General features: G+C 36.8%; 16 protein-coding genes. 8 read left to right on the top strand and 8 right to left on the bottom strand.

Annotated elements, in window-relative coordinates:
• The first annotated feature begins 38 nt into the window (after positions 1-38).
• Together C8N37_RS12720 and galK are read left to right on the top strand one after the other, a co-directional pair.
• Positions 39-1,088 (top strand): UDP-glucose--hexose-1-phosphate uridylyltransferase, encoded by a 1,050-nt coding sequence (locus C8N37_RS12720; protein ID WP_108159238.1) that lies wholly within the window; start codon positions 39-41, stop codon positions 1,086-1,088.
• Positions 1,089-1,091: 3 nt separating this feature from the next.
• Complete coding sequence (galK, locus tag C8N37_RS12715) at positions 1,092-2,243, top strand: galactokinase (RefSeq protein ID WP_244914415.1); 1,152 nt, start codon at positions 1,092-1,094, stop codon at positions 2,241-2,243.
• Positions 2,244-2,321: 78 nt separating this feature from the next.
• Here the strand turns inward: galK and mfd are convergent, their stop codons facing one another.
• The gene (mfd, locus tag C8N37_RS12710; RefSeq protein ID WP_108159237.1) at positions 2,322-5,657 is read right to left on the bottom strand and encodes a transcription-repair coupling factor; all 3,336 of its coding nucleotides are present in this window, start codon (positions 5,655-5,657) and stop codon (positions 2,322-2,324) included.
• Positions 5,658-5,920: 263 nt separating this feature from the next.
• On the bottom strand, positions 5,921-6,502 hold the full coding sequence (locus C8N37_RS12705; RefSeq protein ID WP_108159236.1) for a hypothetical protein: 582 nt from the start codon (positions 6,500-6,502) through the stop codon (positions 5,921-5,923).
• 253 nt (positions 6,503-6,755) lie between these two features.
• Here C8N37_RS12705 and C8N37_RS12700 point away from each other — a divergent pair, with 253 nt between their 5' ends.
• A complete protein-coding gene (locus C8N37_RS12700; protein ID WP_108159235.1) occupies positions 6,756-8,492 on the top strand; it encodes a tetratricopeptide repeat protein in 1,737 nt (578 codons plus the stop codon).
• A 106-nt stretch (positions 8,493-8,598) separates the two neighbouring features.
• On the opposite strand, the gene galE is transcribed toward C8N37_RS12700, so the two are convergent.
• Positions 8,599-9,627, bottom strand: coding sequence for a UDP-glucose 4-epimerase GalE (galE, locus tag C8N37_RS12695; RefSeq protein ID WP_108159234.1), 1,029 nt, complete (start codon positions 9,625-9,627; stop codon positions 8,599-8,601).
• Positions 9,628-9,845: 218 nt separating this feature from the next.
• On the opposite strand from galE, the gene C8N37_RS12690 reads away from it, so the two are divergent.
• Both C8N37_RS12690 and C8N37_RS12685 read left to right on the top strand, forming a co-directional pair.
• The gene (locus tag C8N37_RS12690; protein WP_108159233.1) at positions 9,846-11,090 is read left to right on the top strand and encodes a 3-deoxy-D-manno-octulosonic acid transferase; all 1,245 of its coding nucleotides are present in this window, start codon (positions 9,846-9,848) and stop codon (positions 11,088-11,090) included.
• Positions 11,087-12,115 carry a hypothetical protein gene (locus C8N37_RS12685; RefSeq protein WP_108159232.1) on the top strand — a complete coding sequence of 343 codons (1,029 nt, stop codon included), beginning with the start codon at positions 11,087-11,089 and terminating at the stop codon, positions 12,113-12,115. Before C8N37_RS12690 ends, C8N37_RS12685 begins: the two co-directional genes overlap by 4 nt.
• Positions 12,116-12,130: 15 nt before the next feature.
• On the opposite strand, the gene hemW is transcribed toward C8N37_RS12685, so the two are convergent.
• Positions 12,131-13,273, bottom strand: a complete 1,143-nt coding sequence (gene hemW / locus C8N37_RS12680; RefSeq protein WP_108159231.1) for a radical SAM family heme chaperone HemW — start codon at positions 13,271-13,273, stop codon at positions 12,131-12,133.
• 53 nt (positions 13,274-13,326) lie between these two features.
• On the bottom strand, positions 13,327-14,406 hold the full coding sequence (locus C8N37_RS12675) for a helix-turn-helix transcriptional regulator (protein ID WP_244914414.1): 1,080 nt from the start codon (positions 14,404-14,406) through the stop codon (positions 13,327-13,329).
• 873 nt (positions 14,407-15,279) lie between these two features.
• Between C8N37_RS12675 and C8N37_RS12670 the strand changes: the two genes are divergently transcribed.
• Together C8N37_RS12670 and C8N37_RS12665 are read left to right on the top strand one after the other, a co-directional pair.
• Positions 15,280-16,374, top strand: coding sequence for a slipin family protein (locus tag C8N37_RS12670; protein WP_108159229.1), 1,095 nt, complete (start codon positions 15,280-15,282; stop codon positions 16,372-16,374).
• Positions 16,375-16,545: 171 nt separating this feature from the next.
• Positions 16,546-17,967 (top strand): RtcB family protein, encoded by a 1,422-nt coding sequence (locus C8N37_RS12665; protein WP_211322253.1) that lies wholly within the window; start codon positions 16,546-16,548, stop codon positions 17,965-17,967.
• 47 nt (positions 17,968-18,014) lie between these two features.
• Here C8N37_RS12665 and C8N37_RS12660 read toward each other — a convergent pair whose 3' ends face one another.
• Positions 18,015-19,886, bottom strand: coding sequence for a M1 family metallopeptidase (locus C8N37_RS12660; RefSeq protein WP_108159227.1), 1,872 nt, complete (start codon positions 19,884-19,886; stop codon positions 18,015-18,017).
• Positions 19,887-20,017: 131 nt separating this feature from the next.
• Here C8N37_RS12660 and C8N37_RS12655 point away from each other — a divergent pair, with 131 nt between their 5' ends.
• On the top strand, positions 20,018-20,878 hold the full coding sequence (locus C8N37_RS12655; protein WP_108159226.1) for a hypothetical protein: 861 nt from the start codon (positions 20,018-20,020) through the stop codon (positions 20,876-20,878).
• Positions 20,879-20,905: 27 nt separating this feature from the next.
• Here the strand turns inward: C8N37_RS12655 and C8N37_RS12650 are convergent, their stop codons facing one another.
• Both C8N37_RS12650 and C8N37_RS23280 read right to left on the bottom strand, forming a co-directional pair.
• Positions 20,906-22,303: an MBL fold metallo-hydrolase gene (locus C8N37_RS12650; RefSeq protein ID WP_108159225.1), complete on the bottom strand. Its 1,398-nt coding sequence runs from the start codon at positions 22,301-22,303 to the stop codon at positions 20,906-20,908.
• A 10-nt stretch (positions 22,304-22,313) separates the two neighbouring features.
• Positions 22,314-22,499 (bottom strand): hypothetical protein, encoded by a 186-nt coding sequence (locus tag C8N37_RS23280; RefSeq protein WP_373866214.1) that lies wholly within the window; start codon positions 22,497-22,499, stop codon positions 22,314-22,316.
• Positions 22,500-22,510 lie beyond the last annotated feature (11 nt).

The following is a 22,510-nucleotide window of genomic DNA, read 5'->3' as shown; positions in this document are numbered from 1 at the left end:
TATCTTTAAGGATTAAATTATGAAAAAGAAATAAGACCATGCAGCAAACATTCGAAATTAATTCGGATCCCCATACTCGGTTGAATATACTTACCGGTGAACGCGTTCTCGTATCTCCACATAGAAGTAAAAGACCTTGGCAAGGACAAGTTGAAGATGACAATCAAGAACAACGACCCGTATATGATCCAAAGTGTTATTTATGTCCAACCAACGAGCGGGCGGATGGAGATGTTAATCCTGATTATAAAGAAAGTTTTGTTTTTGTCAATGACTTTTCTGCTCTTTTAAAGGATACACCTACGGCAGATATCAATGATGATGAACTATTTATTGCTGAATCTGAAAAAGGAATTTGTAAAGTTATTGCCTTTTCACCGCGACATGATCTAACGCTTCCTGAAATGTCAGTTCCTGCGATCAAGGCTGTAGTAGATGTTTGGCAATCAGAATTTGCTGATTTGGCAAAATATGATTGGATAAAATATATTCAAATATTTGAAAATAAAGGCGCCATAATGGGTTGTAGTAATCCACACCCACATGGTCAGATATGGTCACAAAATCATGTACCCGTAGAGCTTCAAAAAGAATCTAAAAATCAACAAAAATATTTTGATCAGCATGGCACAACAATGTTAAGTGCATATGTGCAGGCTGAATTAAAAAAGCAAGAACGTATTATTGAAGAGAATGACTCTTTTGTAGCTTTGGTTCCTTTTTGGGCTTCTTGGCCATATGAAACGATGATTGTGAGTAAAAGATCTGTACAGAATATACTCGCTTTTACAGAAAAAGAAAAGGAAGAGTTAGCGGCAATTTTGAAATTGTTGACTACGCGTTATGATAATCTTTTTAACACATCTTTTCCTTACTCGGCGGGTATGCACCAGGCACCAGTAAATAGTGGTGATTTTCCGGAATGGCATTGGCATATGCATTTTTATCCACCTTTATTAAGATCCGCTACTGTTAAGAAATTTATGGTAGGCTACGAAATGCTTGCAAATCCGCAACGTGATATTACACCTGAATTTGCTGCTCAACAATTAAGAAACTGTTCTACGACCCATTATAAAAACGTTTAAAAGATGATTACAAGAGAATCTATACAAAATAAATTTAAATCCATTTTTAAAGAAGAACCTATTATTGTACGCTCACCGGGCAGAATTAATATAATTGGTGAGCATACCGATTATAATGATGGCTTTGTATTGCCAGCAGCTATTGATAAAGCAGTTTATATTGCAGTTTCGAAAAGAAACGACGATTTGATCTCTTTATATGCCGAAGATTATAAGGCTACATATGAAGTTGAATTAAATCGCATTGCTCCTTCAGATCTACAATGGCCAAATTATATTCTGGGAGTGGTGGATCAAATCCAAAAGAGGGGTCTGAACGTTGGGGGATTTAATCTTTATATTGATGGTGATGTACCTTTGGGAGCAGGATTATCTTCTTCTGCAGCTGTTGAGTGTGCAACAACATTGGCCTTAAGTGAACTTTTTGAATTGCATATAGAACGTTTGGAAATACCCAAGATTGGTCAAATGGCAGAACATACTTATGCTGGTGTTAAGTGTGGTATCATGGATCAATTTGCATCTACTTTTGGCAAGAAAGACCATGTTCTGAAACTAGATTGTCGTTCTTTAGCGTATGAATATGTTCCTCTAATTTTAGATGGTTATACCATTATTTTGTTGAATACAAATGTGAAGCACGCATTGGGTGATACCGCTTATAATAAACGTGTTGAGCAATGTAAAAAAGCAATTGATTGGATTAAGGAAAAATATCCAGATGTTGTCAATATGCGTGATGTTTCAGTTGCTATGCTGGATGAAATGGTGAAGAATAAAGATGCTGAGGTTTATACAAAAACAAGATTTGTAGTAGAAGAAAGTGAGCGTGTACATGAGGCTTGTGAACATTTGAAAGCTGGAAATCTGATCGCACTGGGTCAAAATTTATTAGCCTCACACCATGGATTGAGTCAAGAATATGAAGTCAGTTGTGATGAATCAGATTACTTGGTGGACTTTACCAAACAATTTCCTCAGGTATTGGGCGCAAGACAAATGGGAGGTGGTTTTGGTGGATGTACGATTAATATAGTAAAAGATGATTTCGTTGAGCAATTTATCGCTCAAGTATCGCCTCCATATTTCTCAAAATTTGGTAAAGAATTGACTATTATTCAGGTTAAGACAGATGATGGTACATCGGTTTTATAATACCTGCATGTAATAAAAAAGGTTTCTATGATTAAAATAGAAACCTTTTTTAACATAGCAATCTTACTGATTTATTTTCTAAACCATTTCTTTTAAAAGTTTTAACGCGTAGCTAATGCTATTGACATTACTCAATGCCAATCGCAATTGTTTTTTGATTTCCTTTAGATTACTGATTTCGGGATGTTGTTGGACAAATGCCAATACTTTTCCAAACTGATCAGATTCGAAATAAGCTGATTTCGGATTATTGACGAAATAGCCTTTGAGCGTATTTTTCTTGTAAGATATCTTTTCAAATCCAATCTGTTTTCCAAACCATTGTAAGCGTAAAGTATTAAATAATTCAAAGACCTCATGTGGTATTGGACCAAAGCGATCTTCTAATGATACTGCAAAATCAGTCAATTGATCCTCATTGTCGAGTTTCGATATTTCAGTGTACAGATTATAGCGTTCACTGATATTCGTCACATATTCATCAGGAATCAATACTTCCATATCGGTGTCGATCTGTGTGAATGAAACATATTTATGGTCTTTATCATCAGCAAATACTTCTGAGAACTCATCTTCTTTTAATTCTTGGATCGCTTCATCAAGAATTTTATGATACATTTCAAAACCAATTTCAGCTATAAAACCCGACTGTTCTCCGCCTAACAAATTCCCAGACCCACGGATATCCAAATCTCGCATAGCCACATTAAATCCTGCGCCAAGCTCGGAGAATTCTTCAATAGCAGATAGGCGTTTATACGCTTCGGAAGTTAACGTTGATAAAGGTGGACTTAATAGATAACAGAATGATTTTTTATTCGATCGCCCCACACGTCCACGCATTTGGTGGAGGTCACTCAAACCAAACATGTGCGCATGGTTGATGATGATGGTGTTTGCATTCGGAATATCTAATCCTGCTTCAATGATGGTCGTGGCAACCAAAACATCAAAATCATGATTGATAAATTTCAACATGACATCTTCCAGATCATCACCTTCAAGTTGCCCATGTGCGATGCCGACACGAGCATTGGGTACTAATTTTTGGATCATAGCGCCGAGCTGTTTAAGATCGGCTACACGATTATGAATGAAGAATACTTGCCCACCACGTTCGAGTTCAAAGGATACAGCTTCCTGTATCAATGTTTCATTGAACACATGTAATTCTGTTTGTACAGGTTGACGATTTGGGGGTGGGGTATTGATTAAACTTAGATCTCGGGCTCCCATTAGGGAGAAGTGTAAAGTACGAGGTATAGGCGTTGCCGTTAATGTCAAAGAATCTACATTGGCACGCAATAGTTTTAATTTCTCTTTTACCGAAACACCAAATTTTTGTTCTTCATCAATAATCATTAATCCCAAATCTTTGAATTTGACATCTTTACTCACCAATCTGTGTGTGCCGATGATGATATCAATTTTGCCTTCGGCTAATTTGGCTAAAGTTTCTTTAATTTGTTTTGCTGTTTTAAATCTATTGATATAATCGATGGTGCAAGGAAGATCTTTAAGACGTTCGGTAAAAGTCCTGAAATGTTGATGAGCAAGAATCGTGGTGGGTACCAGAACCGCAACTTGCTTGCTGTCTGCAACAGCTTTAAATGCTGCACGGATGGCAATTTCTGTTTTTCCAAAACCAACATCACCACAAACAAGTCTATCCATTGGATGAGGCGATTCCATATCACGTTTGACATCCGCAGTAGCTTTTTCTTGATCTGGCGTATCTTCATACATAAAGGAAGCTTCCAATTCATTCTGAAGATAACTATCGGGACTAAATGCTGTTCCTGTTTGTGCTTTACGCTTCGCATAGAGCATAATCAAGTCGCGGGCGATGTCTTTGACTTTCTTTTTTGTTGTTTTCTTAAGTTTATCCCATACATCTGTTCCCAGTTTATTCATTTTCGGAATTGAACCTTCTTTTCCTGAATATTTGGAAATCCGATTTAATGAATTGATGTTGACATACAGTAGGTCATTGTCGGCATAGCTCAACCGAATCATCTCCTGAGACTTTCCGTTGACTTCGACTTTTTCTAGGCCGGCATATTTCCCCACACCGTGATCAATATGGGTAATGTAGTCCCCCGGTTTGAGGTCGCGTAAATCTTTTAAGGTAATTGCTTGACTTTTCTCATAGCCTTTTTTTCGCTTATACTTATAATACCGATCAAAAACTTGATGGTCTGTATAACAGGCTAATTTGACATTGTCATCTCGAAATCCTTCGCGAAATCCTTTATGAATAGGGATGAAAGAAACCGTTTTGTCCAGGTCTTCTAAGATTTTATATATTCTTTCGATCTGTTTCGGGGAATCAGAAAAAATTAAATTTTCAACTTTATTTTTTTCGTTTTCTTTGAAATTATGGATCAATAGATTGAAATCTTTATTGAACGAGGGCTGCGGATGGATATCAAATTTGATCGTTGTATCGGGCTTATAAAAGAACTGTTTTCCGAACTCTACAATTGGAAAATCAAAGAGCAAGGCATTGAAGTTTTTTTCGTCCGAGAATCCATATGCCGGATTTATCCACTCTGAATTGTCTTTCTTATCTTTCTCAGACAAAGCCTTCCAAAATTCAGTTGCCTTTTTATTCCCATCTTTTATGGTATCCAATGTAAATTGGACATCCTTTACCCAGATCACTGCATCTTTGTCAATATACTCTAATAGGGATATATTTTGTGCCGATAGAAATTTAGCCTGCACATTTGGAACTATGGTAACTTTATGGATTTTTGCTACCGACAGTTGGGATTCAATTTCAAATGTTCTGATACTTTCGATGTCATCTCCAAAGAATTCAATACGATAAGGAAGATCATTTGAAAAGGAGAAGATATCGACAATTCCACCTCTAATGGCGTATTGTCCAGGTTCATAAACAAAATCTACGCGATCGAAATCATATTCAAATAGAAATTCATTAATAAAATCGATACTTAGTTTTGATTTTTCAGTTATTTCTAAGGTGTTTTTCTCCAGATCACTTCTGTTAATGACTTTCTCCGCTATTGCTTCGGGATAGGTAACCACCATTTTTGGAAGTTCAGATGTATGATTTAACACATTTAATGTTTCTGCACGTTGCAGTACATGCGTTGCATCGAGTTGGGTGAAGTCAAATGCTTTACGGTAAGAAGCCGGAAAAAACAAAACTTGTTTATCCAATAGACTCTCGAGATCACTCAAGAAATAAGAGGCATCTTCATGTGTCGGAAGGATAAAAAGATAGGGACGTTCTTGTAAGGTATAGCTCGCCACGGTAACAACGGCATCTGATGAACCGATAAGACCTTTTAATTGGACTTTTGGATTTTTAGCTTGTATCGCTTTAGTCAAAGTTTGTGTTAGCTCACTTTGACTGTATTTTTCTATAATTTCTTTAATTCCCACGCGTTCACTAATTTGGAATATTGCGAATTTACTTAAAATGATGGGTTGTTACAAAATTAGCTGATGCTATCTGATCTGAATTTGAAGAATAATTCAAGAAAATCATCTCGATTTTACAAATTTTAGCTAGCACTATACCGCTATTTTTTGATCAAATTATGCCATCATTCAGAAGCATAATCGGGCCTTGGGGCAGCATCGTACTATTTTATTCGATATGATTTTGATTCAAAGGTGCACGATAATACCTACTACATCTAGCTTTAAAGATTTGTATTGACATGTAATACTTTTATATAATCTTTTACTGCTGTACTGTTGGCTGTATCAAGAATTTCTTGAAAATGATCTCTAAAATCGAATTGATGATCTTCGTGGATCTTTTCATATTTAGCTACCGCATGCTTTATTCTGCCAGCTATGTATTTTTGAAGCTTATGAGCTGCAGATTGATAAGATGAACTAAACAGATTGGGGTAAGCTATGAGTGCTCTTTCTAAAATATAAATGCGGAACTCAACTTCACTTAATTTGTGCTTTGTAATCTTTTCATGCTCGTTGACCATACCACTTGCTTGTTTGACCAATTTACTTAATCCAATAAAATTACTTAAACTCGGGGTGTTATATACCTGAGATTCTCCTAGGTCAAAAAGTTGTTGGAGTTGTTTCCTCAAGTTTTCGATACGGTCTTCTAAGTCAGACTCATCTTCTAACAATTGGAAATGCAGTTGTTTGATTAACATTTTGTCTTTACTGATCAACCTCAGTAATAATTTGTCTTTTTCTTTTAATGGAAGGTTGAGAACAGCCTTTTTTAATTCTGGATCTTGATGAATGGACATGATTTAAAGATAGTGGAAAATTCAGGCTAAAAAAAATCAAAACAGGATCATCTTTTATAATTTTATTTTTTGGTATGTTATATTTGGAAAGTACGATTACTTATTTGAATTAAAATGCATTTTTTTTCAAAATTTAGTTAGTGTTTTTTCGATCTATTATTAACAATTTTTTAATGGAAGTTCCTGATAAACTACGTCTAAAAACAAGTATATTTGTATCGAAACATCTACAATTTTAATAACCTTTACTGATTTGAAACTGTTTAGTCTATTATTTTTTACAATAGGTCTCTTTCAGACAACTTTTGCTGATTCAATCAGATTGGAAGAGTTGTTTTCCAGTAAGAGTAGAATTGAATATTTAATTAAACAAGAACGTAATTTTGGACAAGATACGGTTGCTTTAAAAAATTATTTAAATCCCATTTTATCTTATGCCCGAGTATACAATGATGCTTCCTTACTCATTGTGTACGATTATATGCTCGCAAATGGTATTGCAAAAGCATATGATGCTCCTAATGATAGAAGTAAAAGTCTTTACCTCTCTGCAATTAAAAAATCAATCCGTAATAAGGATAAGGAGATCGAGTTTTGGATGAAAGTGAACTATGGTTTTTATCTTTATGATTTTCGAGATATTACTTCTGCATTTCCAATTTTCTTAGAAGTTCGTAATTTTTTGCCTCAAGTTTCCTTAAATAAATCTCCAAATCCTGAGATTTCGATACGTAATATGGCTTATTTTTTTGGAACTATTGGTGATGCTGAATCGAGTATGATCTACTTAAATCTTGCTCGGAAATACGCACACCCAAAATCGAATGAGATGAGTAGTATTCTTGATGGATTGGGGATGGCTTATTTAAAGCAAGCGGATACGGTAACGGCATTCCGTTATTTTAAAGAGGTAGAAGCATTATCTAAGGTGACGGGAGATTATGTTCGGTTAGGTAAAGCACTCGGCAATCAAGCGGTCATTTACTGGGGACGAGGTGATCTGAAGAAGGCTGTTGATTTATTGTTGGAGGATATCGTGTATTCGGAGCGATTTGGAAGTAAGCAGAATACGATGTATGCTTATATTTTATTAGCTCAGGTATATATTGACCAAGGGAAATTGTCCGAGGCGGAAAATGCCATTAATCGGGCAGCTCAATATCCTGCAACAAAAGTATATTTGAAACGCTCAGAGAAGGAAATTGCTGAGGTTCAATTGGCTATTGCTGTAAAACGACATGATGATCATAGTGAATTGTTGGCTAGAAGGAGATTGACTCAACTCAACGATAGTTTACAACTGTGGAATAGCGATGAAAAACTACAACAGTTGAAATGGATGGCTGATAAGCAAACGTATATTCATCGAATTGAATTGAGCCGTGAGCAATTTGAGAAAGAATTATTTAAAAAGAGAGCATACAGTATAGTTGTTGTTTTACTGCTGGCTTTATCCATCAGTCTTTATTTTTTGTTTAATAGAAAACTTAAAATACGAAGAGTCATCTATGAAAGGCATGTGTTGGGCTTGCAAATGGAAAAGTATCTTTCCGACCAGAAATTAATGGAAGCAAACAATAACTTATCTTCCTTCACGATTTACCTCAGAGAAAAGAACGAGTATATTGCTAATCTAAAGGAAGAAATCGAACGGGTAAAGCAAACTTCTTTTTCTGATATTGAGAATGAAAGGGGACAGCTTCAGGCATTATTGGAATCACATTTAATGACCGAATATAATTGGAGCTTATTTAAGGAGGCTTTTATTAAAGAATATCCGTATTTCTATAACGATCTGTTAAGGCAATATCCTGAATTGACAGAATCAAATTTAAGATTTATTTTTTTAGGAAAATTAGGTTTAAAGAATACGGAGATTTCTAATTTATTGGGAGTAACCGAAGACGCCGTTAAAAAAGCAAAGCAAAGATTGAAAAAGAAAATCGGTGAAGAACGATATTTGGTGCTTTCTTCGAATTTGAAAGTATAAAACCTGAATTCTGCATGAAAACTATCTGTGTTTTCCTTCTGGCTAAATTCTGTATTTTGTCTAAAATAAAATGAGCTAACTTATTCGCATTAGCTCATTTTATTGTTTAAACGATTGGATTTTCCTTTAGGTATTTCTCCCATTTCCAAGCACTATCCATCATCTCAAAAATGCCTAACTGTGCTGTCCAATGCAATTCATTAGTCGATTTGGTGGCATCACCATATACTTTTACGATATCCCCTTCACGACGTGGGCCTATCTCATAGTTTAGTTTTTGGCCTGAAGCCTCTTCAAATGCTTTTATCGCTTCTAATACGGAATATCCTTTTCCTGTTCCTACGTTAAAGACATCATATTTCCCTTTTGGATTTCCTCTCTCTAGTAATTTAATCGCAGCTACGTGTGCTTTTGCCAAGTCCACAACGTGAATAAAATCGCGTACACAGAAACCATCTTTAGTATCAAAGTCATTTCCAAATACGGTTAATTTTTCGCGCTTACCAATAGCGGTTTGCGTGATAAAAGGAAGTAGATTTTGAGGAACTCCTAGTGGTAATTCTCCAATTAGTGCAGATTCGTGTGCTCCAACAGGGTTGAAGTAACGCAATGCTATAATATTAAAATTGTCATAGGCGTTGGCAGTTTCTTCTAAAATTTCTTCTGCGATTTGTTTGGTATTGCCATAGGGTGAAGCTGCTTTTTTTACAGGAGCTGCTTCATCAACAGGGAGGTAATCGGGTTCGCCATATACTGTACAACTTGAAGAAAATACAAAGTTGACCGGTTTTTCACGATATGCCTCTAATATGTTGATCAAAGAAAAGAAGTTATTGCGGTAATATTTTAATGGATTTTGAACGGATTCTCCAACAGCTTTGGATGCTGCAAAGTGAATTATACCGCTGATGTCTGTATTATTCTTAACAAATTCTACAACTTTTGCCTCATCACATAGATCAAATTGATGAAATTCAGGTTTTACTCCGATTATTTTTTCAATTTGGTCTAACATTTTGATGCTAGAATTAGATAAGTTGTCAATGATAACCGGTGTATATCCTGCGTTATGCAATTCAACAACTGTATGCGAACCAATATATCCTGTTCCGCCTGTTACAAGTATTTTGCTCATGGTTTATAGTTATAATATGTAAAGTCTTTCTGCTCTAAATTTTTGATTGGTAAAGATTGATGGTCCATAATCCTGTTTAAAACGATCACAAAGGTGGAAGCCAAGAAATCCTGCTGATCTGGTATTAAAATTCCGTTGCGTATGTTATTTTCCACTTATTTCCAACAATTAGAAAAGGGTTTAATATCTTTGACGAATATAAGTATTATTTTACGAACATGCGTCTTCTTTATTCTTTAGGAATCCATCTATATGGGCTTTTATTACGCTTAATAGCGCCTTTTCATCCCAAGGCAAAGCTTTGGGTAAATGGTCGCAGGGACTGGTATGCACGCATGAGTCAAACGGTTGAAACAGGTCAAAATCACATTTGGTTTCACTTTGCGTCCCTAGGTGAATTTGAACAGGGAAGGGCTGTTTTGGAAGGTGTAAAAAAAGATTTTCCATTAAAAAAAATTGTTATTACTTTTTATTCTCCCTCGGGTTACGAGGTTAGAAAAAATACCAACTTGGCAGATTACGTTTTTTATCTACCAGAGGATACGGCAAAAAATGCCAAACAATTTATAGATTTAATTCATCCAGAATTTGTCGTGTTTACAAAATATGAATATTGGTATTATTATTTTTCTGAGCTGAAAAGCAGAAATATTCCGCTATTTATGATTTCTGCGATATTCAGGCCGAATCAAATTTTCTTTCAACCTTATGGTGGCTTTTTTAGAGAAATCCTCACATCGGTCACTTATTTTTTCCTGCAAAACGAAGAAAGTGTTCATTTATTGAAAGAACACGGCTTCAGAAACGTTGGCCTTACGGGTGATACCAGATTTGATCGTGTGGTTGAATTGCCTAAGCAGCAGAAAAGTATTACTGAGGTCAATCAATTTGTTGGTACATCTCCTGTCTTGGTCGCTGGAAGTACATGGTTGGAGGATGAAAAGCTCTTAAAGGACCTGATGTTGCAGTTTCCTGACTGGAAATTGATCTTAGCTCCGCATGAAATCCATGAAGCGCATATTGAAGCTATTTTATTATTATTCCCCGATGCACTTAGATTCTCAAATTTTGCACAGCATACCTTTCAAAAAATCGTGGATGCGCGTGTGCTGATTATTGATAATATGGGTATGCTATCTTCCTTGTATGGTTATGGAAAGATCAGCTATATTGGTGGTGGATTTGGGGTAGGGATCCATAACACTTTGGAGGCTGCTACATATGGCATTCCCGTTATATTTGGTCCAAAATACCATAAGTTTCAAGAAGCTAAAGATTTGATTGAGCAAGGAGCTGGTTTTTCTATTCAAGACGCTGAAAAACTCCATGATGTCTTTGTTTGTTTACAAGAGGAGATCAAGCGTGATTATGCTGGGAAACAGGCAAAATGTTATGTTCAACAGCATGCTGGTGCAACGGCAATTATTATGAAATATTTGAGAACCAAAAAGTTGCTTACATGAACGGGATGAGAATTTTCATGACGCTCATTTTTTCTTGCTGCTGTTTATTTTCTAAAGGGCAAGATCAGTTATATTATGTTCTGAATGCTGACAGTAATCGTGTGGGGGTGCGGGATGAGAAGGGGACAATTATTATTCCTCCAATTCACAACGTATATCATGATTATGTTTTAGATGTGCCTATCGATGATCCTTTTATCGAATTTATGGGTGTTGTTGGGCATGAAGATGCAGAAAAAGATAGTCCAGCCTTTGCAGTATCAACGGTATACGACAGAAAAGGAAATATATTGTATTACCCACAATTTTTTGATAATGGATCTGACTATTGGTCTGAAGGTCTAAGACGTTATGTAGAGAAAGGAAAAATTGGTTTTGTCAATTTTTTTGGAGACAAGATTTCTCCAGCAAATTGGGGTTTTGCACTGCCGTTTAATTATGGTTACGCTACTGTATATGTCGGTAAGATGAAAAAACAATATGATACCGGTGGTGAACATTGGTTTGTGGTACCTGCTGAGGCAGGTGTGAATGAATATATCATCAATAGGCATGGTGTACGGGTGGATCCGTTACAGGAAAGGCAGGATCCCAAAGACTATTTTTATAATGGTGCATATTATCCCAATCCGTTTCAATATAATAGAGAGGAATTGATGATTTTAAAGAAGTTGAAGCAATTTGAAAAAGCAATTACATTTTTGTTTAAACTGAACTCGCACCAATATGAATTTATGCCTTTACAGCTTGAAATAGTTGAAAAACCAAATCGTTATTTTCCCTTTTATGTGATAGGTGCTTATGAAGAACAGCGTCGATTGGATGATTATGAAATTCTTTTTGATGAAAAATCGGGTGATTTTTATATCAGCCAATGGGTTTCTAGAACGGAACTTGTTTCGTTGAATGAAGGTTTGATTTCAAGTATTGAAGATAATCTACAACGCGGAATGGACTATATCAAACCAGAGACCCGAAAATTAGCAGAACAGGAGCTGTTGAAGTTAAAAACTAACGGCAAGTAACTGCTCATAATATTGTTATTCATATTCGGAATTTTCATCGATAATAAATAGTTCAGACATAATGTGATCGGCCATTAGTTTGCCTGTGTCGCTAAGGGTGAGCCGGTTGTCCACTTGAGTTAACTGCTTATTATAAATGAATTCTTCGGCGTTGATCCCTAGTTGTTTTTTGACCTCTGCTCCAAATTTGTCTTCCACTAAGGTAAGATTGATACCCCACATAGTGCGCAGTGAAGTCATGGTGTACTCATTAATGCGGTCAAGTAAAGAGAGTTGTTCAGTTTCTAGAGGTAACTTATCCTGCATAATATCATAGATGTATTTGGTATTGTTCGCCACATTCCATGAACGAGATGTGCCATTGAATGAATGTGCAGATGGACCAATACCTAAGTAATGCTTTCCTTTCCAATAGTTGGTATTATGCTTGGCATACATACCATCTTTGGCAAAATTGGAAATTTCATATTGCTCAAATCCTGCTGTTGTCAATTGATCGATCAGCATCAGCATTTGATCGGCTGCTTGATCACTATCAATGGCCGCGGCTTTTCCTGTTTTGATCATGTGATCGAGGGCTGTTTTCTTTTCTACGGTCATCGAGTAAGATGAGATATGCGGAATCTGAAAATCCAGCAGTTGCTGCATGTTCTTTTTCCACTTTTCATCGGTTAATAATGGAAAGCCATAGATCAGATCACAGGTGATATTTTCAAACCCTGCATCTTGAACGCGCATAATACAAGACTCTGCTTCTTTTTGATTGTGTGCCCTATTCATCCATCTTAGATCTTCTTCAAAAAAGGATTGAATACCGATACTAAAGCGATTAATTTCTGTTTGACGCAGTTTCGCTACTTTTTCTCGGTTGAGATCATCGGGATTGGCCTCTAAGGTAATCTCTACATGGGAGTCAATCTCGAAATGTTTTGATACTTTGTCGATCAGTCTAGCGATATCTTCTGCTTCTAGTATAGAGGGTGTGCCACCTCCAAAATAAATGGACTGGATGTTTTTATCTTCCAGGTAATCCGCTCTAAGTTCTACTTCCTTATATAGCATGTTGAGCATTTCATCTTTGTATTTTAGTGAGGTGCTAAAATGAAAGTCGCAGTAATGACAGGCTTGTTTACAGAATGGAATGTGGAAGTAGATCATGTATATATTATATATAAGTGCAAAGGTAAAGGAAAATCCAGAGTTAAATGGATTTATTCTATTTCTTTGGTATACTGTTGGAGGTTTTTACTGATTCTCTTTTTTATTCGGTCGCGTAGATTTCGAGGGGCAATGACTTCTATGTTTTCTCCAAATCCCAAAATTTCTCGCTCGAGTTCAAAGTTTAAGATGACATCAAGACGAATCATGATACTGCCATCATCCTTTTTATGGATGATCTGCTGAGAGTTATGTAAGGGCTTGGTCTCGACATAAGGGGCATTGAAGCTGTCAATTTTTAAGATTACTTTTTGTCCACGGTCTTTTTGACTTTTTGTTACCCCAATGGTATCGGCAAAGTAGCGATCGAAATCAATGCCTTCATAGGGTATAAACCCATTTTTTGCCATTTCATCAATATCAACTATACGATCCAAGGCAAGTGTAATTAAAAGATTTCCTTTCTTAGGTTTGCAGATTAAGAACCAACGATTGCGGTATTCTTTTAGCAGATATGGGTAGTACACGTCTTGTATAGGCCCGAGTGACTTAAAGGATTTGTAGGTGATGAGTAAAGGAATTTCTTCGAGTATGGCATGATGAAGTGTGCTGATCCAGTTTAAACCCTTCAAGAGTTTGTTACTTTCCATTTGCACGACAGGTTTTTGAGCTCCTTCCGATTTATTGAGACTATTTTCTAAACGTAAGATCATATCACTCATTTCGTCAAAATAAGAGAAACCATTAAGATGCTTGAGCAAATCTACAGCTTCTTTCATCTTCTTCATATCTAAGGAGGTGATGGGTGAATTGCTGATGCTGTATGTAGGATCACTATAACTATAAAATTTCCGATCCGTCACAATGATTGGAGCATTATATCCTAGCTTATTGCTGCGCATAAGCTGTATATCTCCCTGAATCGTTCTTTTGCTGATGCCATTATGGATACCCTCCAGTTCATAAAGGGCATCGGATACTTTTTCTATGAGATCTTCTAAGGTCCATTTGCGATGACGTTGACATAAGCAGTTGTCAATGGTTTTGTAGCGAATTAATGCAAGTTTATTGGTGGACATGCTGTTTTTGATATCATGGTATGAAGTTAAAGGTACAAAATTCAACTTTGCCACGCAATGTATTTGCGTACAAAGTGTTTCTGATCTATTTTTTTTAATTTTTATTAAATAAATTCAATTGATTATCAGTTTGATGTGTTGTTTTTAATTGATTTTTTTAAATTCTTTTTTGCTGCGCATTCAGGTTGCGTGGTAGGGCTATCATATTTGTAATGTCGATCAAGACAAATAGTTCTTTGAATATATAAGCGATTAGCTTTTTAAGATATATACCTGAAAGGGTGTATGGCGTAGTGCATGATTTAAGAGTCCTTGTCTCCTGTTTCTGTATAGCAGGGTAGTATTGCTTCAGTTGAAAGTAATATGCTGATTTTATAAATATCACTATGGTCAAATGTTGGGGTCGTAGGTTCGAATCCTACCTCCGTCTCGAACGGAGTAACTCAGGGGTAGAGTACAGCAAAATGGTGGGTTCGAATCCCACGCACATCTCAAAAGTGTGTCCATCGGTTGGAGGAACGAAAGTTCCATGTTCAAGTTTAGACTTTCTTTAAAAAAGTTACCACTTCGTAAGCGCTTCGTCTCTCGTTTGGTCTTTTCTTTTTATTAAAGATGAGACAATTGAATGGGGCCTTTGTAGTATAAAGTAGGTGCTAAAAGCAACGATAGGGTTGAGGATATTGCAATCCTTAAATGAATACATGAATGGGGTGTATCTTCTTTAAGGATGAGGTGTCATCATTTTATTTTTCTTTTAGTCCCCTTTTATATTCCGGTCATATTCAATAAACAGGAATCGAAGCGTTTATAAATAATAGGATCATCTTTTTGATCGCGAAAAAATGTATTTAGAACAATAGTATATTCTGATAAAGCGCAGTGTTTTGTACTGGGTTTGGAAGAGTAGAATAAAAAATAAAATTAGATATGAAAAGAGTAACTATAGATATCAATCAATTGGGATTAGTTGTTAAAAACAATCGGTATACCCGCGTATTGCCTGCTGGAAAATACTGGCTAGGTTTTGGTGAAAAACTAGAATTATATGATTTGTCGAAGCCTTTTCCAGGAAGCTTGGATGTTGATGTATTGATGCAGCTTACCGGTTTTTCGGAGCATGTAGCATTGGTTGAAGTTGCCGATCATGAGATCTGTCTAGTTTTTGTTAACAACAACTATAAGCAGGTCCTAGCAGCTGGCAGACATTTTTTCTGGAAGGGTTTATTAACCTATCATTTCCAAAAGGAGGATATCACGGAGATAGAAATAAGATCGACAGTGCACAAACAACTGTTGGAGAAGCAGACGCTGGCTTACTATGTACGACAGTTTAAGTTAGAGCCTTCGGAGAAAGGTCTGCTATTTCTTGATGGAGTTTTTTCAAAGATATTGAATGCGGGTACCTACTACTGGTGGAAAAATGCGACATCCATCAGTATTTCAGAAGTGGATACACGATTGACGACTATGGATATTGCTGGTCAAGAAATCTTGACTAAAGATAAGGCTCAGATTCGGATTAATTTTTCGATACAGTACCAAGTTGTGGATGTACTGAAAGCAATGCTTGAAAATAAAGATTTTGAGAAGCAGTTGTATATGTTGATGCAATTAGCGTTGCGTTCTTACATAGGTCGAATGACTTTGGATGAACTGATGGATAATAAGTCTGCCATCAATGCACATGTCCTAGAGGATACTGCCTCGCAGGTTGAATTACTGGGGGTAAAGGTATTCCACGCCGGTGTTAAAGACATCATCTTGCCAGGAGATATCCGGGAGATTATGAATCAGGTACTGGTCGCGGAGAAAAAAGCTCAGGCAAATATCATCACGAGGCGTGAAGAAACGGCTTCTACAAGAAGCTTGTTGAATACGGCTAAATTGATGGAGGATAATGCGATGTTGTTTAAATTGAAAGAGATGGAATATGTGGAGAAGATTGCTGAAAAAATAAACAATATATCGGTTTCCGGTAATGGTCAGATTGTGGATCAGCTGAAGCAGTTGTTCGTGAAATAATACATCTACCGCTTTACCTTTAAAACTGAATCGGTAGATATACATAAAGAGGCGCAAGGGATAGCGATAAAGAGGTGCTGTTCCTTGCTTAAGGAAAAATAATAACCGATGTAAAGATAGATCAAATCTATAGGATGTGATTTAAGCGGAACATCATTGATGAATAGCATAATGGAAAATAAAAGAATAAATGGCAATGACTTAATTGCTTTGGGATATGAAGAGAATTTTGCTTTAGGGGAAGCGTTGAAAATTAATAAAAAGAGATTGGGGTTTACCCGAGAGGAGATGTTGTTGAAGTTTGCGGAAGTATTGGCTGCTCCAGAAACGTATATGGAGGATGAGGTATTCAAACCGTTAGCGCAATCCCTTTTAAATGTTGATGAAGTGGCTAAAGCTACGATTTCTTTAAAGGAGGGGAAACAACATTACACCATCTATGGTGAGTCACAGATTGAAGAGGGTGCATTGCGCCAAATGGATCTGGCGATGAAACTTCCTGTAGCAGTAGCGGGAGCATTGATGCCCGATGCACATCAGGGATATGGTTTGCCAATCGGTGGGGTATTGGCGACTCATCATGCGGTCATTCCTTATGGTGTGGGTGTTGATATCGGTTGTCGAATGGCATTGTCTATTTTTGATGTCCCTGAAGAGCATCTGTATGCGCATCATGATTTTTATAAGAAGGTAATTATGGATCATACCAAATTTGGTGCTGGACATGGTTACTTGAAACATGAACGTGCCGATCATGCTGTTCTAGCGAGTAAGGCTTTTGAAACGAATGATTTTATTCGCCAATTAAAGGATAAGGCTTGGACACAATTAGGTTCTTCTGGTGGAGGAAATCACTTTGTTGAATTTGGGGTGATGGAGTTTAAGGAGGCAGATGCGGAGCTTGGTATTGAGAAAGGACGATATGTTGCTTTATTGACTCATTCGGGATCTAGGGGATTGGGCGCAACTATTGCCGATCATTATACTAAACTGGCTAAAAAGCTTTGTCCTTTGCCTTACGAGGCTCAAAATTTGGCTTATATGGGACTCGATACAGCCGAAGGTCAAGAATATTGGTTAGCGATGAACCTTGCGGGTGACTATGCTTCGGCTTGTCATGAAGTAATTCATGAGAAAATCAGCAGAGCATTAGGTGCAGAGCGATTGGCGATGGTCGAAAATCATCATAATTTTGCATGGAAAGAGTTATACAAAGGTGAGGAGGTGATCGTGCATCGCAAAGGGGCAACTCCTGCAGCGAAAGGGGTGCTGGGTATCATTCCTGGATCGATGGCAACTCCTGGTTTCTTAGTCCGAGGGAAAGGTAAGGAAGAGGCTATTCAATCGGCTTCACATGGAGCGGGTCGATTGATGAGCCGCACGAAAGCTATAAAAACGATAGCACGTAAAGATTTGAAATCCATGTTGTCGGATCATCATATTACGCTTATCGGTGCTGGTTTGGATGAGGCACCGATGGCTTATAAAAATATTCACGAGGTGATGGCCGCGCAAGAAGATCTGGTGGATATTATCGCTAGTTTCTCTCCGAAGATTGTGCGTATGGCTGATGATGGAAGTCGGGAGGATTGATGTTAAAGCAAAGGGGCTGGTTTATTGACCAGCCTCTTGTTTTTATGTTATTTCTTTTCCCAGGTATTATCGCTGGATTCGATATCTGCTAAGCGCAATGATGGATCTATGATCACTTTTGCTGGTTTTTTTGTTAAATTGATCTGATAGGATGGTTGTGTCCAGTTCCAGTCTTGCAATGTTGTTCTTTTAATACCTTCGTAAATTTTGAAGTTTTCTGCTAGTTTTTCGCCTCTCATTTCACGTAGTGGGATGTAGAAAAGTTCTTTTGTGCCATCTTCATAGGTTACTAATAAGTCAATAGGCATTGCAAAGTCAGATTTGTTCTGTAAGGTGATTTCTTTATCGGTTACTGTTTTGATGGCATAGTCAATCTTACGAGTAGTGTTGATAAAGAGGTTGAAGTACCACTTCAAGTTGATTCCTGATATATTCTCAGCAATTCTTTTAAAATCATTTGGCGTTGGATGTTTAAATTTCCATTGTTTATAAAATTCTAAGAATGTTTTGTCTAGATTGTCTTTTCCAATGATGTAGCCCAATTGCACGGCTAGTACCTGTCCTTTATTATAAGCTTCATTACTGTAGGCATAATTGGTATTATAATAATCGGCAAGTAGGCTGGCAGGTTCTTCTTTTCCTGACAAGGCTAGCTTATAGTATGCCCGATAAGCATCTATGGAAGGGTTAGCTTCAATCGCTCCTCGTTTTTCAAATAAGTTTTGCATAGCAAGTTCTTCTACATAAGAAGTGAACCCCTCATCAAACCATTCGTCTACAGTCTCATTGATGCCGAATAAGTGTTGATACCAAGAGTGAGCTGCCTCGTGGAAAATTACACCTACTAGGCTTTTTAAATTGCGACCTCCAGTCACCAATGTTGCGGTACCGTATTCCATTCCGCCATCACCTCCTTGGATAATGGTATAATTGGGCCATGGATAGGCACCAAATGTTTTAGCATTGAAATCGAAAAATTCTGTTGCTAATCCTAAAGCTGTTTTCCAGTTTGTTTTAACGGAGTCACTCTCTGGAATATATACCGTGTATACATGAATGCCTTGTTTGCTACTCGCAGAGTCAACGACAAATTTGGGGTCTGCAGCCCAAACAAAGTCATGGATATTTTTAGCAATATAATGCCATTGGACTTTATTATCTTTTGCTTTTATTTTTGGTTTTGCTACATATCCTTTTACATCTGTTGGATTTTGCAAAACGCCGGATGCACCTAGGATATAATTTTTATTGATATTGATGGTGATATCAAAGTCTCCAAATGGGGCGATAAATTCACGACCGATATATTCATCTAGATGCCATCCGAATTCATCAAAATGTGCCATTTTCGGATACCATTGTGCCATAGAAAGGGCGACTCCTTCTTTGGAGTTGCGACCAGATCTCCTAATTTGTTCTGGTACCTGTGCTTCCCAAGTCATATCAAAGGTAGCCGTCTCGCCATCTTCGATTTCATTAGGCAAAGAAACTTCTAAAATTGTACCATCGATTTTGAAACTGGTATTGTTACCGTTCATTGTTAATGATTTTATCTTTTGATAACCAATTTGTTTTGGCGTTAGGGTTGCAATTCGACTCTGGTACTTTGGTTTTTCCTTAGTCCCGATATTGGTGGCCATTCTTTTATCTGGATCTGCGATGTTGGAAAGTCTATTGTCCATCATCGAACCCGGTTGAAAGGCATTGAAATACAAATGGAAATACACTTTTTTGAGTGATTGTCCTGAATTATTGCTGTATTTCAGCTGCATGTTTCCGTCATATTGATATGTTTTTTCGTTGACATCAATATTCATTTTATAATCTACGGCCTGTTGCCAATAGCCTTTTCGTTGCGCTGTTGTTGTTTGGATCAGGAATAGTCCTAAGATTAATGTATAAAGGTATTTCAAATTCATGGTTCAAACATACAAAATTCATTAGGAATATGGGGAAGGGAGGTGCAGCCTGTTTTGTAATATTTGTTTGATATAAGGTTGTTTTTATTTATTCCAATTGTTATTTTAGGTCTATATCTAATTAAACTTGTATGGAAGAAACTTATTATAAATCTTCGGGAAAGGCTCCAATCGGAGGTGTACTGTTTGCTATTATTGCGGGAGTGTGTGCATCTGTTATTTTAGCCATCGTATATATTGCTTTGCAATGGTTTATACCAATTGTATATTTTAACTTTTTGATCACATTTGGTTTAGCTTATGGCTTGTTTTACGTCTTGGACGTTTTGTTAAAAATCGGAAAAGTTAGAAATAAGGGGATTGCACTACTGTTTACTTTCATCTGCACTTTGGTTGCGTATTATGCCCAATGGTGCTTATTTGTCTCCTTAATGTTTAATGCTGAAGGTACAATGGGAGGGGATATGTGGTTAAAGTCTTCTTTTAATCTGGATGGGTTTTTATATTTCCTATTTCACCCTATGGATATGTTTAGTGGAATTCAAGAATTAAATGCTGTTGGTACTTTTTCTCTTAAGAAAAGTGTAGTGAGTGGTTGGCCTTTATGGATCTTGTGGGGTATTGAGGCTGCGACTATTATTGTCTATCCCATTGTCTTGGCTTTTTCGGGTAAGACAACTGAACCTTTTTCTGAAAGAGGTAATGAGTGGATGCGAAAAAGAGAACTTGAGAAACAGATCGCATATATAGCAGATAAGCAGGCACTGGAGCAGAATTTAGGAAAAAAGGATTTTACAGATCTACAAACCTATCTGGAGACTGATGAATTGGGTGCTGAGTTTGCAACAGTCACGATTTATGAATCTGATGCTGATAATTATCAATATATTTCAGTTGTTAATCATCGATTGGAAACCAATAAGAAGGGAGATATTGTCGATAAGAAAACGAATGTACTCCAGTATTTTAAGATTCCGGAGCGTAGTCTTTAAAATAGAAAAGCGGATTAATCCGCTTTTCTATTTTATAAGGGTGCCATTTTTCTCGGTCCATTCCTTCATCCCAGGACTATAATTTTTGATATTTTTGATCCCAGCTTTGTAAAGGAGTGACATGGCTATGGTAGCACGGTCACCCGATTGACAATGTAAATACAGATCTTTACTTTGAGCTATCTGATCTAAATTGTCAAGTAGTGTCCCAACAAAGACATGGGTTGCATGGGGAAGGTGCCCTGCCTGATATTCACTTTCATTTCGAACATCTAATATTTGTGCATTGGGATTGTTTAATGCTGTATTCATCTCATTGAAATCAATAATTTCTTGCTCTTCAAGTTTGATATCACCTGTTTCCAAAGATTGAGGTGTAACATAGCCAATTGCTTGATCAAGACCTATACGCATCAATTTGCGGGTGACATCTTCTAATTGATCTTTTGCTACAATAAGGATAAATGGTTTATGATAATCTAAAATCCAGCCTGCCCAATTGCTGAAAGCTTTATTATTCTGGATATTGATGCTGTTTGGGATAAATCCTTGTGCAAATTCTTGTTTGTTGCGAGTATCAATGATTGTTACATCATTTTTATGATGCAATATCAACTCTGTTGCCTCGAGTTCTTTGTAAGTAGGTACTGATGTTAGCAATGGTCGCTTAATTTTGTTAAGCTTTTTCATCATCGCAAAATATTTTGGAGGCTCTGGTTGTCCACTTAGAAGCTCCTCAGTAAATGCTTTTTCATTATTTTCATATTTTAAAGCCCAGTTTCTTATCTTTTCATATCCAACAGTTGAACTTGGAACTGCCCCTAAGGCTTTTCCACAGGCAGATCCTGCGCCATGTGCTGGCCATACTTGTACATAGTCTGGAAGCTGGTTAAAGATTTTTAATGATTCAAACATTTGATGTGCCCCGATTTCTTTTGTGCCGATCCGTCCGGCAGCATTTTCTAATAAATCTGGACGTCCAATGTCTCCTACAAATACAAAATCTCCTGTAAACAACATGACGGGTGCGTCTGTTGCAGGTGTGTCGGTCAATAGGAAACTGATACTTTCAGGAGTATGGCCTGGTGTATGTAAGACTTTAAAAATAAGATTTCCAATTTTTATTTCATCATGGTTTTTTAAACCAATGTGATCAAAATCATACTGCCAATCTGCTCCACCTTCGTCAGAAAGATAGAGCTGTGCACCTGTTAATTCGGCTAACTCTAATGAACCTGATAGGTAATCAGCGTGTATGTGGGTTTCTGCAATATGGGTTATTTGTAAGTTATTTTTTTCTGCTATAGCTATGTATGTGTCTACATCTCTTTTAGGATCAATCACAATTGCTACTCCTTTGGCTTGACAGCCGATGAGATAACTTGCATGTGCTAATGAAGATTCGAAAATGTGTTGAAAAAACATAATTTATTCCTTAAAAATTTATAAATTGATTGATTTCTTTACTGGCTATGACTATACCTATTGCTCCCAGAAAATAGCCAAATCCTACTTTTAATTTTTCGGATTTTAATTTTGTTTTTAATTGGATTCCAATCATCAATCCGATTAGTGTGATTGCTGTAAAGATAATTAATATTGTCCAATTGATTTGATTCAACTGTTTGAAAT

The organism is Sphingobacterium faecium (assembly GCF_003054045.1).
GTDB lineage: Bacteria > Bacteroidota > Bacteroidia > Sphingobacteriales > Sphingobacteriaceae > Sphingobacterium > Sphingobacterium faecium.
This window is presented reverse-complemented; position numbering and strand designations above follow the sequence as displayed.